Annotated in this window: 16 protein-coding genes; 12 read left to right on the forward strand and 4 right to left on the reverse strand. The window is 53.3% G+C overall.

Annotated elements, in window-relative coordinates; translation table 11 throughout:
* Positions 1-71: 71 nt before the first annotated feature.
* Positions 72-1,712, reverse strand: coding sequence for a phosphoglucomutase (alpha-D-glucose-1,6-bisphosphate-dependent) (gene pgm, locus HVZ52_RS16005; RefSeq protein ID WP_016152262.1), 1,641 nt, complete (start codon positions 1,710-1,712; stop codon positions 72-74).
* 24 nt (positions 1,713-1,736) lie between these two features.
* Positions 1,737-2,279, reverse strand: coding sequence for a replication initiation negative regulator SeqA (gene seqA / locus HVZ52_RS16010; RefSeq protein WP_016152261.1), 543 nt, complete (start codon positions 2,277-2,279; stop codon positions 1,737-1,739).
* 194 nt (positions 2,280-2,473) lie between these two features.
* Here seqA and ybfF point away from each other — a divergent pair, with 194 nt between their 5' ends.
* The 9 genes from ybfF (at position 2,474) to HVZ52_RS16055 (ending at position 10,117) form a co-directional block, all read left to right on the forward strand.
* A complete protein-coding gene (ybfF, locus tag HVZ52_RS16015; protein ID WP_181598454.1) occupies positions 2,474-3,247 on the forward strand; it encodes an esterase in 774 nt (257 codons plus the stop codon).
* A 128-nt stretch (positions 3,248-3,375) separates the two neighbouring features.
* Positions 3,376-3,663, forward strand: coding sequence for a LexA regulated protein (ybfE, locus tag HVZ52_RS16020; RefSeq protein WP_003022842.1), 288 nt, complete (start codon positions 3,376-3,378; stop codon positions 3,661-3,663).
* A 155-nt stretch (positions 3,664-3,818) separates the two neighbouring features.
* On the forward strand, positions 3,819-4,349 hold the full coding sequence (gene fldA, locus HVZ52_RS16025; RefSeq protein WP_003022839.1) for a flavodoxin FldA: 531 nt from the start codon (positions 3,819-3,821) through the stop codon (positions 4,347-4,349).
* 210 nt (positions 4,350-4,559) lie between these two features.
* The gene (locus HVZ52_RS16030) at positions 4,560-4,646 is read left to right on the forward strand and encodes a ryhB-regulated fur leader peptide (RefSeq protein WP_049259739.1); all 87 of its coding nucleotides are present in this window, start codon (positions 4,560-4,562) and stop codon (positions 4,644-4,646) included.
* Positions 4,639-5,085 carry a ferric iron uptake transcriptional regulator gene (gene fur / locus HVZ52_RS16035; RefSeq protein ID WP_003022836.1) on the forward strand — a complete coding sequence of 149 codons (447 nt, stop codon included), beginning with the start codon at positions 4,639-4,641 and terminating at the stop codon, positions 5,083-5,085. Before HVZ52_RS16030 ends, fur begins: the two co-directional genes overlap by 8 nt.
* 129 nt (positions 5,086-5,214) lie before the next feature.
* Complete coding sequence (tcuR, locus tag HVZ52_RS16040) at positions 5,215-6,141, forward strand: tricarballylate utilization LysR family transcriptional regulator TcuR (protein ID WP_016155984.1); 927 nt, start codon at positions 5,215-5,217, stop codon at positions 6,139-6,141.
* 97 nt (positions 6,142-6,238) lie between these two features.
* Entirely contained in the window at positions 6,239-7,642 is a 1,404-nt protein-coding gene (gene tcuA, locus HVZ52_RS16045; protein ID WP_049269237.1) for an FAD-dependent tricarballylate dehydrogenase TcuA, read from the forward strand.
* Positions 7,629-8,768: a tricarballylate utilization 4Fe-4S protein TcuB gene (gene tcuB / locus HVZ52_RS16050; RefSeq protein WP_016155982.1), complete on the forward strand. Its 1,140-nt coding sequence runs from the start codon at positions 7,629-7,631 to the stop codon at positions 8,766-8,768. The genes tcuA and tcuB overlap by 14 nt, the downstream gene beginning before the upstream one ends.
* A 53-nt stretch (positions 8,769-8,821) precedes the next feature.
* Positions 8,822-10,117: an MFS transporter gene (locus tag HVZ52_RS16055; protein WP_016152256.1), complete on the forward strand. Its 1,296-nt coding sequence runs from the start codon at positions 8,822-8,824 to the stop codon at positions 10,115-10,117.
* A 51-nt stretch (positions 10,118-10,168) separates the two neighbouring features.
* Here HVZ52_RS16055 and chiQ read toward each other — a convergent pair whose 3' ends face one another.
* Both chiQ and chiP read right to left on the reverse strand, forming a co-directional pair.
* Entirely contained in the window at positions 10,169-10,501 is a 333-nt protein-coding gene (chiQ, locus tag HVZ52_RS16060; protein ID WP_016155980.1) for a ChiQ/YbfN family lipoprotein, read from the reverse strand.
* A gap of 49 nt (positions 10,502-10,550) precedes the next feature.
* A complete protein-coding gene (gene chiP, locus HVZ52_RS16065) occupies positions 10,551-11,957 on the reverse strand; it encodes a chitoporin (protein ID WP_016152254.1) in 1,407 nt (468 codons plus the stop codon).
* Positions 11,958-12,593: 636 nt separating this feature from the next.
* On the opposite strand from chiP, the gene HVZ52_RS16070 reads away from it, so the two are divergent.
* Genes HVZ52_RS16070 through HVZ52_RS16080 form a run of 3 tightly spaced genes read left to right on the forward strand, consistent with a single transcriptional unit; the run spans position 12,594 to position 17,055 of the window.
* Entirely contained in the window at positions 12,594-13,595 is a 1,002-nt protein-coding gene (locus tag HVZ52_RS16070) for a LacI family DNA-binding transcriptional regulator (protein ID WP_181598455.1), read from the forward strand.
* A 34-nt stretch (positions 13,596-13,629) separates the two neighbouring features.
* The gene (locus HVZ52_RS16075) at positions 13,630-15,738 is read left to right on the forward strand and encodes an ADP-ribosylglycohydrolase family protein (RefSeq protein ID WP_181598456.1); all 2,109 of its coding nucleotides are present in this window, start codon (positions 13,630-13,632) and stop codon (positions 15,736-15,738) included.
* 33 nt (positions 15,739-15,771) lie between these two features.
* Complete coding sequence (locus tag HVZ52_RS16080; RefSeq protein ID WP_016155977.1) at positions 15,772-17,055, forward strand: extracellular solute-binding protein; 1,284 nt, start codon at positions 15,772-15,774, stop codon at positions 17,053-17,055.
* Positions 17,056-17,112 lie beyond the last annotated feature (57 nt).

Below are 17,112 nucleotides of genomic sequence, written 5' to 3' on the forward strand. Positions count from 1 at the left end.
ATCCTGGCATAAAAAAGCCCGGTAGCGCTAACGCTTACCGGGCCTACAAAACGCGTCAGTACAAACAAGACTTACGCGTTTTTCAGCACTTCGCTGACAATCTCAACGGCTTCTTTTTCGATCTGCTTGCGATGTTCTTCACCAAGGAAGCTCTCACAGTAGATTTTATAGGCGTCTTCAGTACCTGACGGACGCGCAGCAAACCAGCCGTTGTCAGTCATCACCTTCAGACCGCCGATAGAAGCACCGTTACCCGGTGCCGCCGTCAGACGTGCCGTGATCGGGTCGCCCGCCAGCGTGCTGGCACTCACCATTTCCGGAGACAGCTTAGACAGCGCCGCTTTCTGCGCGGAGGTCGCGCTTGCCTGCAGGCGGTTGTAGCTTGGCGCGCCGAAGCGGGCTGCCAGTTCGTTGTAGTGCTCTTGCGGATTCTTACCAGTCACTGCGGTAATTTCTGCCGCCAGCAGGCACATGATGATGCCGTCTTTGTCGGTCGACCACGGTGTACCGTCAAAGCGCAGGAAAGAAGCGCCCGCGCTCTCTTCACCACCAAAGCCAAAGCTGCCGTCAAACAGACCGTCAACGAACCACTTAAAGCCAACCGGAACTTCGACCAGTTTACGCCCTAAATCATTCACTACGCGGTCAATCATCGCCGAAGAGACCAGCGTCTTACCGACGGCAACGTCTTTGCCCCACTGAGGACGATGCTGGAACAGGTAGTTGATCGCCACTGCCAGGTAGTGGTTCGGATTCATCAGGCCCGCCGGGGTGACGATACCGTGACGGTCGTAGTCCGGATCGTTGGCAAAGGCCAGATCGAACTTGTCACGCAGCGCCAACAGTCCCGCCATCGCGCACTCGGAGGAGCAGTCCATACGGATTGCGCCATCTTTGTCGAGATGCATAAAGCGGAAAGTCTGATCAACGTGATCGTTAACGATAGTCAGGTTCAGGTTGTAGTGCTTGGCAATACGCTTCCAGTATTCGATACCGGAACCGCCAAGCGGATCGACGCCCAGCGTCAGGCCCGCTTTCTGGATCGCCGCCATGTCGACGATGTCGGCCAGTCCTTCAACAAACGGCTGAACCAGGTCCTGCTCTTTTACATGACCAGATGCCAGCGCAGCATCCAGCGACATACGCTTCACGCCTTGCAGACCATCAGCCAGCAGAGCGTTAGCCCTGTCTTCCACCACTTTGGTGACGTTAGTATCTGCCGGACCACCGTTTGGCGGGTTGTATTTAATGCCACCATCTTCCGGCGGATTGTGGGACGGCGTGATCACAATGCCGTCAGCCAGCGGGCCGCCTTTTTTGTTGTGGACCAGGATAGCATTCGACACGGCAGGGGTTGGCGTAAAGCCGTTATTTTCCTGCACGATGACGTCCACGCCGTTCGCTGCCAGCACTTCCAGTACAGAGATAAAAGCCGGTTCAGACAGCGCGTGGGTATCCTTGCCCACATAGCACGGGCCAGTGATCCCGTTTTTCGCACGTTCTTCAGCAATCGCCTGAGCGATTGCCAGAATATGCGGCTCGTTAAAACTATGACGACCTGCACTGCCGCGATGTCCGGACGTACCGAACTTGACGGCGTGCTCAGCGTTCCCTGCCGTTGGTTTCAGTACATAGTACTGTGCCGTCAGTTGGGCGACGTTAATCAAATCACTCTGTTGCGCAGGTTGACCTGCACGGTTGTGGATTGCCATTGCCTGGTCCTTCTAATGCAAGGATTAAATTGTTCCGCAAACCTTTTCAATCAATTCCGCAGGGAATTGCATTGACTGCATGATGTGCTCAACCATGCTGCATTTACGGCCGGTATTGGTATTGGTGATCACCCAGTACGGCGTGCCTGGCACGTGTTTCGGTTTGGTTTGATTACCATTTTTCAGCAGCGTCTGTTCATCTGCTGCAAAATAAACGCGCGTACGACCATGCAACGATTCCGTTGCTTCGGCGAACGCGTTTTGATCCAGTGAATAGAGTGTAGACAGCACCAGCATAAAGCGATTTACTGCTTTCTTCTGCTCCGCATATTCGTCGGACAGCAGCAGTTCACGCATCGCGCGCACTTTATCTTTTACGGGGTTAACCGGCTTCGCTTCCACGACAGCTTGCACAGCGCGGACTTCTTTTACTACCGGAGTGACAGGCTGTGATGCGGCGGAAAACTTCAACATACGCCGTAAAATGTCGGATGCGCTCTCGCCGATATGCTTGGTGTGGCTGGCAATATAGCTATAGAGTTCATCATCAACTTCAATCGTTTTCATCTTAATCCAGTGCAGTGTTTAGCTGAATACAAGTTGTTGGGGTCAACACGCTTAGTGTAAAGGCAAATCCCAACAGCGGATAGCGTCAAGCCTGGTGGCTGGCAAAACTCAGAGTAACCGTAGTTGTTGCAGCCATGTGGCAGAATGGTCAACATGATACCCTAACCCGTGAGTGTGAAAAAAAGAACTTTGCCATGAAATTGAATATCCGAGCGCAATCTGCGCAAAACCTGCACAATAATTCTCCCATCGTCCTGGTGCACGGCCTGTTTGGCAGTCTGGATAACCTGGGGATCCTGGCGCGCGATCTGGTGGCCGATCACGATATCATCCAGGTTGATATGCGAAATCATGGCCTCTCCCCGCGTTCACCTGTGATGAATTATCCGGCCATGGCGCAAGATCTGCTGGATACGCTGGACGATCAACAGATCGAAAAAGCGATCTTTATTGGTCACTCGATGGGGGGCAAAGCCGTCATGGCGTTAACCGCGTTGGCCCCGGAACGTGTCGAACGGTTGGTAGCCATCGACATTGCCCCCGTTGACTATCATGTTCGCCGTCACGATGAGATTTTTGCTGCCATTAACGCAGTAACTGACGCGCAGTCCTCTTCGCGTCACCAGGCGGCGAGCGTCATGCGCCAGCATCTGCAAGAGGAAGGCGTGATCCAGTTTCTGCTCAAATCCTTCGTGGACGGCGAATGGCGCTTTAATGTTCCCGTGCTGTGGGAGCAATATCCTCATATTGTCGGCTGGGAGACCATCCCGGCGTGGGAACACCCGGCGCTGTTTATCCCCGGAGGCAACTCACCTTATGTAACCGAAGCGTATCGCGAACAGCTGCTGGCGCAATTCCCGCAGGCTCGGGCGCACGTTATTGCAGGCGCGGGCCATTGGGTGCATGCCGAAAAACCGGAGGCGGTACTGCGCGCCATCCGTCGTTATCTGAGCGAGCAGGCTAACTGATTAAAAACTCAGCGTCTGCGCGTGATTACGCGCGTGGGCGTTGGCGTGTCTCCCCTGCTGATGTATTATGGCGGGCTATCCATCCGGGCAGACGCCTGGCTGATTGTTTCCCCGAAGTCACCAAGATCATGGCCAAAGAACAAACGGACCGTACGACATTAGATCTGTTCGCGCAGGAGCGTCGCCCGGGACGACCCAAAACTAATCCGCTCTCGCGTGATGAACAGTTACGTATTAACAAACGTAATCAGCTTAAACGCGATAAAGTTCGCGGGCTTAAGCGTGTCGAACTGAAACTGAACGCTGATGCTGTTGACGCTCTGAACGAGCTGGCCGAGGCGCGCAACATGAGTCGCAGTGAACTCATCGAAGAGATGCTGATGAACCAACTCAGCGCATTGCGCGGTCAGGCTTAGTCTGAATTTCTGCTCTAAATCATAAATCGTGTAGCACAGAGTGCAGTCCTGCGTGTTTGCTGTTTCCGCATGCCTGACTGTTCTGCTATGATTGCCCTTATCCGTGGGCAATGCGCCACCACCATTTCAATAAGTTTCAAGAGGTTATTTTACTCATGGCAATCACTGGCATCTTTTTCGGCAGCGACACCGGTAACACCGAAAACATCGCAAAAATGATTCAAAAACAGCTTGGTAAAGACGTTGCCGATGTACATGACATTGCAAAAAGCAGCAAAGAAGACCTCGAAGGGTATGACATTTTGCTGCTCGGCATTCCAACCTGGTACTACGGTGAAGCGCAGTGTGACTGGGACGATTTCTTCCCTACCCTCGAAGACATTGATTTTAACGGCAAACTGGTTGCATTGTTCGGCTGCGGCGACCAGGAAGATTACGCAGAATATTTCTGCGATGCGTTGGGTACAATTCGCGACATCATCGAACCGCGCGGCGCAACCATCGTTGGTCACTGGCCAACGGCGGGTTATCACTTTGAAGCGTCCAAAGGCCTGGCTGACGACGACCACTTTGTGGGTCTGGCCATTGATGAAGATCGCCAGCCTGAATTGACCGCCGAACGCGTAGAAAAATGGGTTAAGCAGATCTCTGAGGAGCTGCACCTCGACGAAATCATCAATGCCTGATTTTGTGTGGCGCAGATTTCCATCTGCGCCACATCAATAGATAAAACCAATCAAAATAATTGCTACAAATTTGTAACTTTTTCGTCTGACCCTGTACAATGGCCAGATGCCAATCGGGTATTGCACAGTGTGTTTGTCGGCGATACCACGTTTTGATTAACAATATATGCCAGAGACTTGCAGTTTTCATTTAGCCATGGCAGTTCTATAATGAATCGCATTATCTCAAGTGCAATTTCTGTCACTTCTGTTAATGAAGTGAATCGTTTAGCTACAGGACAGATTCCGCATGACTGACAACAATACCGCATTAAAGAAGGCTGGCCTGAAAGTAACGCTTCCTCGTTTAAAAATTCTGGAAGTTCTTCAGGAACCGGATAACCATCACGTCAGTGCGGAAGACTTATACAAACGTCTGATCGATATGGGTGAAGAAATTGGTCTGGCGACCGTGTATCGCGTGCTGAACCAGTTTGATGATGCCGGTATCGTGACCCGCCATAATTTTGAAGGTGGTAAATCCGTCTTCGAACTGACTCAACAGCATCATCACGATCACCTCATCTGCCTCGACTGCGGCAAAGTGGTCGAGTTCAGCGATGATTCCATCGAAGCGCGCCAGCGTGAGATTGCGGCTAAACATGGTATTCGTTTAACCAACCATAGCCTCTATCTTTACGGTCACTGCGCCGAAGGCGATTGCCGCGAAGATGAGCATGCTCACGACGGTAAATAATGTGATGCTTTCTGAAAAGCCAACCATTCGGTTGGCTTTTTTTATGGGCGCTATCCCCTCTTTTCCCCTTCCCTCCACTCCTGTGTTGCTTTAATGTAAAAATCAATTATCCCTTCCCGGAGAGTCGAAATGGAACTTCGCCAGCTACGCTATTTTGTTCGCATTGTAGAAACCGGCAGCATGGGTAGCGCGGCGCTCGATCTCAATATTGGGGTTTCGGCACTCAGCCAGCAAATGTCCCGCCTGGAAAACGAACTCGCTATTCGACTGCTGCAGCGCACCTCGCGTGGCGTGACGCCCACCAGCGCCGGACTGGCTTTTTACTCCCAGGCGCAGCTGGCGCTCCGCCACGCAGACGATGCAATCCTCGCCGCGCGAGAGTCCCGGCTTTCCGGGCACGTCAGCGTCGGTATGGCCCCCAGTACCGCTTCCGTTCTCGGCATGCCTTTTATTAACGCCATGCGGGAAAGCTATAGTGATGTCCGCCTGCATGTGGTGGAAAGCCTCTCTGGCAACCTGGAACGGATGATTAATACCCGCCAGATTGATCTGGCCGTGGTTTTTCAGAAAGAAAAGATCGTGCGCTGGAGCGCCAGACCGATTCTCGAAGAGCGCCTGTTTTTGATTGGGACTCATGCCTTACTGGCCGATATTGCCGATGACAATATTGCGCCAGCCCAGCTGGCAAGTATCCCATTGATAATGCCCAGCCCAGGCCACGGTCTGCGCGGCAGGCTGGAAGCAATTTGTCAGGAACACGCGCTGCGCATTGAGATCGCCACAGAAATTGATGGTCTGGCGCTGCTAATGCGTGCCGTTCGCAGTGGAATCGGCGCTACTCTCCAGCCCGGCGCGGCAATTTCCCATCTCGATAAAGAGACGCTAAGAGTGATCGGCGTCCATAATCCAATACTGAGTCGCCCCAACTTTCTGGTCAGCCTTTCTGATGATGAGCTAACCCCCGCGGGCCTCGCCGCCCGCGTGGTGCTAACAAAAGTGATGCATCAACTGGTGGAAGCAGGAAGCTGGCCAGGCGCCATCCTTTACAATAACTAAAGCCCTCTTTAGCACTTCGTCATAGCGCCTGCACAAGCTGTGCGTATACATTTCAATTACAAATTTAACAATTAGTTAAATGGTAATGGAGTATACGATGGTTGATGTTCTGGTGATTGGCGGTGGCAATGCCGCGTTATGTGCTGCCCTAACCGCCCGTGAGCAAGGAGCTTCGGTACTCTTGCTCGAAGCGGCTCCACGGGAATGGCGCGGAGGAAATTCTCAACACACGCGTAATCTGCGCTGTATGCATGACGCGCCGCAGGATGTACTGGTGGAAAGCTATCCTGAAGAGGAGTTCTGGCAGGATCTGCGGCGCGTCACCGAGGGAAATACTAACGAAGCCCTGGCGCGTCTGGTGATCCGCACCTCTTCACAATGCCGCGACTGGATGCGCCAACACGGCGTTAATTTTCAACCTCCTCTCTCCGGTGCTTTACACGTAGCGCGAACCAACGCCTTTTTTATGGGGGGCGGGAAAGCCCTCGTGAATGCCTATTATCGCAGCGCAGAAAAGTTAGGCGTGCAAATCCGCTATAACACACCGGTGCAGGCGCTTGAACTGCATAACGGTGAGTTTGTGGCAGCGCTGGCAGGCGAAGAGCGCATAACCGCTAAGTCCTGCGTGCTTGCCGCTGGCGGATTTGAGTCAAACCGAGAATGGCTGCGCGAAGCCTGGGGAGAGAACGCCCGCGGCGAGTGGCCTGCGGATAACTTCCTGATTCGCGGCACGCGCTTTAATCAGGGCGTACTGCTTAAATTTATGATGGATGCCGGGGCGGACATCATCGGCGACCCCTCCCAGTCACACTGCGTCGCCATTGATGCCAGAGCGCCATTATATGACGGCGGGATTTGCACCCGCGTGGACTGCGTTTCACTCGGCATTGTAGTCAACCGTGACGCAGAACGTTTTTATGATGAAGGCGAAGATTTCTGGCCCAAACGCTACGCCATTTGGGGACGCCTGGTCGCCCAACAGCCAGGACAGATTGGCTATTCCATTATCGACAGTAAAGCCATCGGCCACTTTATGCCACCGGTATTCCCCGGCGCACAGGCGAATACGCTGGCGGAGTTGGCGCATCAGTTGGGGTTGGATGCCGAACGCTTTACCCACACCGTGACGGCGTACAACAACGCCTGCCAGCCAGGTCAGTTCGACCATACAGTCCTGGACAACTGCACGACGAAGAAGTTAACCCCCGCGAAAACACACTGGGCGCGACCGCTGGACCAGCCACCTTACTACGGCTATGCCCTGCGGCCAGGGATCACCTTCACCTATCTTGGGTTAAAAGTGAACGAACGCGCTGCCGTGCACTTTGCCGGGCAGCCAAGCCGCAACCTGTTCGTCGCCGGAGAGATGATGGCGGGCAACGTGTTGGGCAAGGGTTACACCGCTGGCGTGGGCATGTCGATCGGGACAACCTTTGGCCGCATTGCCGGAAAAGAAGCCGCGCTGGCAGCACGTAAGGAGGCACGTCATGAAGCAGCTTGAGAAACTGATCATCGAAGCACAAATTATCACCGAGCCGGAAGCAGAAGTTGAACGTGTGATGCAGGTCTGTAACGCCTGCCGCTATTGTGAAGGTTTTTGCGCCGTGTTCCCGGCAATGACTCAGCGCCTGGAATTCGGTAAAGCGGATATCAATTATCTGGCGAACTTGTGCCATAACTGCGGCGCCTGCCTGCACGCGTGTCAGTATGCCCCACCTCATGAATTTGCCATCAACGTACCGAAGGCGATGGCGGAAGTGCGGCTCGAAACCTATCAGCACTACGCGCAACCCGCCGCCTTTGGCGCGCTTTATCGTCGCGCAGGCATCACCGTGACGCTGGCGCTGGTTTTCGGTCTGATCCTGTTTTTACTCCTCGCCATGAGTTTAAAGGGCTCGTTATTCCATCCTCCGCTGGCCGGGGATTTTTATCAAATTTTCCCGCATAACCTGCTCGCATGGATGTTTGGTTCGGTATTTATTCTGGCGATAGGTCTGCTGATGGCGGGCGTTCTGCGCTTCTGGCGCGAAATCTCTCCGGGTGTGCCGCGTTCCGCCGAAATTGCTGAAGCCTCACACAATGCGCTGACGCTGAAGTATCTCGATGGTGGGCATGGCAAAGGTTGTAACGAAGCAGATGATGCCTTCACCCTGATGCGCCGCCGTTTCCATCACTTCACCTTCTACGGTTTTATGCTCTGCTTTGCCGCCACCGTGGTGGCAACGGGCTATCACTACTTTGCAGGTATAGAAGCGCCCTATCCGTTCTTCAGCGTTCCGGTAATGCTGGGCACGTTGGGCGGCATTGGCCTGGTTGTCGGCCCGGCTGGCTTGCTATGGCTCAATTTTAAGCGCTCACCGCTGCATGGCGACGCTCGGCAAAAACCGATGGATCGCGGTTTTATTTTGCTGCTGCTCCTGACCAGTCTGACCGGTTTAGCGCTGCTGGCGGGAAGAGACACCTCCTGGATGGCTATTTTGCTCGCCATTCACCTCGGCGTGGTCATGGCGCTCTTTCTGACCATTCCTTATGGAAAATTTGCCCACGGATTTTACCGCTGCGCAGCCTTACTCAAGTGGGCGATTGAGAAACGGCGCGGCAAACAGGCGGGGGTCGCAGGCGACTAACCCGCAATCTCTTACCTCTATAAATATTATGATAAGACAGTGGAGCAAACCCAATGACACAACAACCATCGCGCGCCGGAACTTTCGGCGCAATACTGCGGGTAACCAGCGGTAATTTCCTCGAACAGTTTGACTTTTTTCTGTTCGGTTTTTACGCCACCTATATCGCAAAGACCTTCTTTCCTGCAGAGAGTGAATTTGCCGGGCTAATGTTAACTTTCGCCGTGTTTGGTTCAGGTTTCTTAATGCGGCCTGTTGGCGCAATTGTGCTGGGTGCTTACATCGACAGAATTGGTCGCCGTAAAGGACTGATGGTGACGCTGGCGATTATGGGCTGCGGTACCCTGCTGATTGCCCTGGTACCCGGTTATCACAGTATTGGTCTGCTGGCCCCTGTCCTGGTATTACTCGGCCGATTATTACAGGGCTTTTCTGCAGGGGTGGAGCTGGGCGGCGTCTCGGTTTATCTTTCTGAAATCGCCACCCCTGGCAATAAAGGCTTCTACACCAGTTGGCAGTCCGCCAGTCAACAGGTCGCCATTGTGGTGGCGGCTCTGATTGGTTACGGCCTGAACGCCACCCTGGGACACGATGAGATCTCTGAATGGGGCTGGCGTATTCCATTCTTTATTGGTTGCATGATTATTCCTTTGATCTTCGTGCTCCGCCGCTCGCTTCAGGAAACAGACGCCTTTTTACAACGTACGCACCGTCCCGACACCAGGGAAATTTTTACTACCATCATCAAAAACTGGCGTCTCATCGCTGCGGGTACGCTGCTGGTGGCGATGACCACAACGACGTTTTACTTTATTACCGTTTACACACCGACCTATGGTAGAGCTGTACTTCACCTGAGCGCTCGCGACAGCCTGATCGTCACCATGCTGGTCGGTATTTCTAATTTTATCTGGCTGCCGATTGGCGGGGCGATTTCTGACCGAATTGGTCGTCGTCCGGTGTTGATGGGGATTACCATCCTTGCACTGATCACCACCTGGCCGGTTATGCACTGGCTCACCGCCGCGCCAGATTTCACGCGCATGACGCTGGTCCTGCTTTGGTTCTCGTTCTTTTTTGGTATGTACAACGGGGCAATGGTCGCTGCACTCACCGAGGTGATGCCTGTCTATGTGCGTACGGTGGGTTTTTCACTGGCATTCAGTCTTGCCACGGCGATTTTTGGCGGCCTTACGCCAGTCATATCCACAGCGCTGGTCCAGCTAACCGGGGATAAAAGCTCACCGGGGTGGTGGCTGATGTGTGCGGCACTTTGCGGGCTCGCCGCCACGGCAATGCTGTTTGTCCGGCTGAGTCGGAGTTATCAACCGGTGGAATATAAACCCTGAAATGCAAACGGGCGGAAAACTCTCCGCCCGTTGTCTGTTTCATTTTTCAATTTACTGCGCAGTATTCTTGCTACGAATTTCCTGCCAGACCTTGTCACAATCAGCATTAACGGACTGACCATTACCCGTGCGCGTAGCCTGGATGCATTGCTGATAATCCAGTACGCGTACGCTTTCTTCATTGGCAAACTGCTGATGCTGCTTTTCTTTCTTCAGCACATTCAACACGCTTTGGCAGGCTTCGATTTTCTCCGGCGATCCTTGCGCGGTAGTAATGCACGCGCTGTAGGCTTCTTTCAGACGACTGTCTTCTTTTGGTGCCGGGGATTGCGCGCAAGCCACCAGCCCGGATGCCATAACAGCGATGAGTATCAGTTTTTTCATAGCACTTTCCTCAACGATACGGCAGGCGCCCGGCCTGCCGCTGTTGGCATTAGAAGATGGTGAACGGAGCAATAACGATGAATTTCACGTCGCGCTCATCCTGGAAGATGTTGCCGTAACCACCGCCCCAGCTCGGAATGTCTGAATGGTTGTCGTACTGGGTGAAGTGCAGTTTAAACATTGTGCCCTTCGCACGCCCCTCTTGCAGGGTATAGACCGCATCCAGGCTGTAAGAAGATTCTTCGATAGTCCGGTTTTTGTCGTAGTACGCATCCGGATTGATCTGCCAGGTTGATGGCTTGGCATCCCATGCGTAAACGTAGGACGCGCCAACTGCCCAGCCCGGCAAATTCCAGTTCTTCAGGTCATACATTGCGCCGAAGAAGACAGCCTTTTCGCCGTTGGCGTTGAAGTCGGAACGGTTATCCCACCAGATATCCAGGCGACCGTTTGATGAGGCGTAGGTCGGGGTCATACGCTGCAGGAAGTACCCCTGCTGCCCGTCCGCTTTAACCCAGGTCCCTTCCAGACGCAGGTCAACCACTTCCGCCACTTTGTAGCCAAAGGTCAGCGCCTGCAACCAGGCCGTACCGTCATAAATATCGTTCACGGTGCGATCATCAACTTTGTCGCGCGCGCCGTAGAACTGGTAGCTGGTGGTAAACGGGTTACCGCCTAAATCGAATTTATAGCTGGCTTTTGCAAAGTACTGATCGACGTAGCCTTCAGACTGACCAAATGCGGCTTCCAGCAACAGGTTATTTTTGAAGTCATATTTCGCGCCGATTGAGTGCAGATAATCTACGCTGGTCTTTTTATCAGCCTGATAGAATTTATCGACTTCAGTGTGCCATGGTGCTTTATATTCGTTGGCCCACATATAGGAGAAGCTCAGTGCACCAGCATCACCATAGTCGAAGTTGGCTCCGGCTTCAGCACCCTGATAGGTACCTGGCATAAAGCTCCAGTGCGGAGCCAACAGAGTCTGTCCGGTTGGTTGAATGTAACCGGCGCGCGCCCAGGTTGGGCCGAATTTAAATTTGGCTGCTGCTTTATAAAGGCTAATTCCGCTCTTATCGCCGGAGTAATCTTCATCATAGCCTTTATTTTTTGACGAGAATGCAATTTCGTTTGGATGGCCGCTTTCGCTACTTTCGTTCATTTCAATAGCGGTAAATGCTGCGATATCAATACCAAACATATCAGCCGCATAACCGGACTGGAAGTCGAGGTTAGCGTTCCAGGTGGAGTGAGAAAGGTTGGTTTTGTATTTGTCGTGATCGGTCACATCTTTACGGTCACGCTCACGCTGCCAGTAATAGATGCCGCCGGTTAAGGTTGAGTCATCAATAAATCCTTCGGCGTGTACCTGGGGAGCGACAACGAAACCCGACATTGCTGTGATACCGGCGATAGCCAGCGCCAGCGTACTACGTTTGCCACTAAACGTACGCATATGTTAATCCTCTTTGACGTATAACCCTTCGTTTTTCAAGCTGCATCAGTGTTGGCTTTACTCGGCCTTTGGCCTCGCCCCTTCGGGGACAGCGCACGCGCTGCGTCTCCGCCTTGATACAACTCGAAATCCATTGGGTATAAAATGCTGCCGACAAAAGCGGACAGCGAAAAAACAAAAATTAAAAAAGTAGCGCTGAGAAAACCTCAGTGACTACAATGAATAGACTATTTTTCGCGACGCGAATTATCAATCTCTTTCTGTAACGAGTATGTAATAGTATGAGCAACCGCACATATTTTCTTGTTTTCTGTTACATTTTGCTTTGGGAGTAAAAAAAGTCACAAAAACAAGAAAAAACACTTTATATACACATAGATATCTTCAATTTTATTATTATATATATAATTCCACCCCTAATAATTGTCTTTGCATTCGCAAAACAAATTAATTCTCGAACGTCATTAATTCGCTCTGCAAACAGAACGTTTGAACTCCTGAATTCACTCTCCGTCGTTGATGTGACCGTCCTCGGATTTTCCACACAAATACACTCACTTTATAAGGTTTTTATTGACAGCTACCGGGTGTCCCATTATTCAAAGATGCAGGTTATACGTATAAGTTGATAAATAAATGACAAAACGCATCACGCAGAAAGACGTTGCGGCCCTGGCTGGCGTTTCACAGGCAGTGGTATCCGTGGTACTAACCAAAGGAAATCACACCTACCCACAGGAGACAGTGAGCCGGGTTGAGCAAGCGGCTAATCAGCTGGGATATATACCGAACCGTTTTGCACAAGCGCTGAAAACCAATAAAACCATGTCGATCGCCTGCATCGTGCCGGATATCGCCAACCCTTTTTATGCCTCGCTCGTCCGTGGTGTCCAGTCGGTGACGGATAGGTATCACTACGATGCGATCGTGGCCAGCACCGATGGATTACGGGAAAGAGAGCTGCATTTTTTGCGCTGGTCAGCGCAGGGGCGGGTCGACGCCGTGGTAGGGACATTTTTTAACGTCGGGATGAAAGATTTTGCCCCGTATCTTCAGGCAGGGATCCCGATTGCACGTATTGAAGCCAGGATGAAAAAAAGCGGCCCGCTACCGCTGCATAATGTTTATATCGACAACGCCGCTGCCGCGCGCAGCGCCGTCGAATATCTGCTGGCACAGGGGCACCGAAATATCACGATGATCGCCAGCGCTGGCGGTCCTGAGCCTGCCAGAGTGGAAGGATATCGCCAGGCGATGACCCAGGCCGGCCGCCTTCCGCGCATCAAAATTCTGCCAGGTTTTAACGAACAAAGCGGCTATCAGATCGCGATGCAGCTGATTAATGACGGCACGCTCCCGGATGCGATTTTCGCCGCCAACGATTTAATGGCTATCGGCGTGATGCGTGCCGCAAGGGAGAAAGGCATCACTATCCCGGAGCAGCTTGCGGTGATGGGTTTCGATGATATTCCCGCCGCCGGGCTGGTGACCCCTCCCCTGACCACTATCGCCCAGTACCCGGAGCAGCTTGGACAAAAAGCGGCCGCCCTCCTCCTGGCACAAACCGATATCACCGCGCCGCTCCAGGGCAGCACCACAGAAATGCCCTGGGGCCTGGTAAAAAGAGAATCCGCCTGAACGGCTGATAAAAAACCACACAAGGATCAAACAGATGGAATTGCCTTCAGATTATGAGTCGCGCGTTTATGCAGGGGTGTTAGGGAAATTAATCGGCGTCTACCTTGGCCGCCCTTTCGAAGGGTGGACCTACGAAAAAATTATGCAGGAGCTGGGGCCGATCCAGTATTACGTCCACGAAAAATTTAACCGTCCGCTGGTTGTCACCGACGATGATGTCGCCGGAACCTTTACCTTTATCCGCGCACTGGAAGATTATGCCCTGCCGCCGGATCTGAGCGCGGAACAGATGGGTCACTGCTGGCTTAATTACATCATTGATAAGCGCACCATTCTCTGGTGGGGCGGCAACGGTAATTCGACGGAACACACCGCCTGGCTGAATCTCAAAAAAGGCATTCCGGCTCCGCTAAGCGGAGCCATTGCGACCAACGGGAAAACGATTGCCGAACAGATTGGCGCACAAATCTTTATTGATAGCTGGGCGCTTGTCGCACCGGGACAACCCCGTCTGGCGGCAGAACTTGCCAAAAATGCCGCCAGCGTGAGCCATGACGGTGAAGCGGTGTATGCCGCTATGCTCTGGGCCGCGATGGAATCACAGGCCTTTATCTGCCAGGAGATCGAACAGCTTATTGACGTTGGACTATCCGTGATCCCGGCAGAGTCGCAAATAGCCCAGTTGGTTGGCGATATCCGTCGCTGGCGACGGGAAGATAACGACTGGCAGACGACCCGCCAGCGAATCGACGACAACTATGGCTATCACAAATATCCCAGCAATTGTCACATCATTCCTAATCATGCGCTGATGATTATGGCGATCCTTTACGCGCCGGACGACTTCCAGCAGGCCCAGTGCATTGTCAATACGTCAGGATGGGACACTGACTGCAATGCGGGGAATGTCGGCTGTCTGTCCGGTATTATGCTGGGACTCCAGGGTATTGACGCAGGCCCGGACTGGCGCGGGCCGCTGGCGGACAGAATGCTGATCTCCTCAGCCGACGGGGGGTTCTCCATAAACAACGCCGTGCGGATCACCGATTACCTGGTCGGGCTGGGACACCAGATTGCCGGTCTGCCGCGCCCTGAAGCCAAAAAATCCGGCGCGCAGTACCATTTCTCACTACCGGGCAGCGTGCAGGGTTTCCGCTGGCTTAATGAAGAAAATGCGGCCGCGGTTGAGGTTAAGAATGAGGCGCACCTGGGGCGGCAGATGTTGAGTCTGCACTATCGCCATCTTGCGCCCGGACTTCACGCCAGCGTGACCACGCAAACCTTTACCCCGCCTGAAATCGTGGAAATGCGCAGCTACGATTTAATGGCTACCCCACTTATCTACCCAGGTCAGCGTCTTCAGGCCACCCTGATTGCGCCACCGGATAACACATCCGCGTTAAACGTGCGGCTCTGCTACCGGGTTTATGATGACAACAATCAGCTGACGCCTCAGTACGGCGACGCGCAGAGCATAGCCCCGGGCGAATCGCTAACGCTGGCGTTGGATCTCCCGGACTGCCAGGGCCAACCGATCGGCGAGATTGGCGTAACAATCAGCACAGATGCCCGCGTTGCCCGCGGTCGCCTGCTCATCGACAGTATGCGCTGGGACGGCGCACCTGAGCTGACCCTGCGTAAACCCACAGGGGAAACTAATTTCTGGTGGCGGGCCTGGGTAAACGGCGTGGATCTCTTTTCACGCCACTATCCCACCAGCTTTCGCATCTCCAAAGAGTACGACGAGGGATTGATTATTCACGGAACGCGGCAGTGGGATAACTACCGCGTTCAGAGTGACATTACGCTGCATTCAGGGGAGTACGGCGGTCTGGCTTTTCGGGTGCAGGGGATGAGGCGCTATTACGCCGCGCGCATCCTGCGCGACGGGAAATTACAGATCGTCCGCGTGCGCGACACCTGTACCAAAGTTCTGGCAGAAGCGGCGTTGTCCGACGTGTACGAGCGCCCTGTGTCGTTCGATATCGCCGTCAACGGGCAGATTATCTCCGCGACCGTTGACGGTAAAATGCTGCGCGTGGAGGACGCTGAACGCGAAGCCTTGATGGATGGCGGGATCGGTTTACTGATTTGTGCAGGTGCGCTGTCGACGGACGCTATCCATATCAGTGCCAGTTGTTAATTAACGGAAATGGACGACAACAAAGGATTAAAAATGAACATACCAAAAACAATGCTGGCGCTGGTAACCGCCGTTTTGCTTTCAGGCTGTGAGGATAAACCGCAGCAGGTGACCATCGAATTTATGCACTCCGCCGTTGAGCAGGAGCGCCAGACCGTCATTGCCGGGATCATCAACCGCTTTCAGCAAGAGAATCCGGATATTATTGTGAAGCAGGTTCCCGTCGAAGAGGATGCCTATAATACCAAAATCATTACCCTTGCCCGCTCAGGATCACTGCCGGAGGTCGTCGAGGTCAGCCATGACTATGCCAAAGTCATGGATAAAGAGCAGCTTATCGACCACAAAGCGGTGAAAACGCTGATCGACAGGCAAGGCGAAAGCGCCTTCTACGACGGCGTGCTGCGCATTGTTCGTACCGAAGACGGAACGGCCTATACCGGCGTGCCGATCAGCGCCTGGCTACAGGGAGTCTGGTATCGGAAATCGGTACTGGCTAAAGCGGGAATCAACGAACCCAAAAACTGGACGCAACTGCTGGAAGCGGCACGCAGGCTGACCGACAGCACCAGTAAAAAATATGGCATCGCGCTGCCGACGGCTGAAAGCGTCATGAGCGAACAAACCTTCTCCCAGTTCGCACTTTCAAACGGTGCCAATGTGTTCAACGCAAACGGCGACATCACGGTTAACTCAGCGGAAATGCAGGCCTCGCTGAACTATTATCGCGAACTGGCCCGCTATACCATGCCCGGCTCGAACAACGTAACAGAGATCAAAGACGCCTTTATGAACGGCACCGCGCCGATGGCGGTCTATTCGACCTACATCCTGCCAGCGATTTATCAGGATGGTTCACTGGCGGATTTAGGCTTTGTCGTGCCGAGCGAAAAATCACCTGCCGTATTTGGCGTTATCACATCATTAACGCTCACAGCCGGTCAGACTGAGGCAGAAACGAAAGCCGCCGAAAAATTTGTCAGCTTTATGGGACAGGCGCAGAACGCGGCTGACTGGGTATTGATGTCGCCGGGGGCGATGCTGCCGGTGACGAAGGCCGCCGCGCAAAACGTCAGTTGGAAGGACAACCCTGCCGTCAAAGTCTTTGGAACTCTCCCTGAACAGCTGATTGCCCAGTACCCGAATATGCAGGTCTTTGGATCGGTCGGCGAGAAGAACTTTACGCGGATGGGGGATATTACCGGCTCGATGATCCTCAGTGAAATGGTCAATCAGGCGACGGTGGGTAAGCAGGAGACATCGGTGGTGCTGGAACGCAGCCAGCAGCGGGTTCAGGCGTTAATGCAGCATAAGTAAAACAGAAAAATCCGCCTCAAACGTCGCGTTGGCGGCGTTTGAGGCAGTGTGACAGCA

It is taken from the genome of Citrobacter sp. RHB36-C18 (assembly GCF_013814485.1).
GTDB classification, from domain to species: Bacteria; Pseudomonadota; Gammaproteobacteria; order Enterobacterales; family Enterobacteriaceae; genus Citrobacter; species Citrobacter braakii.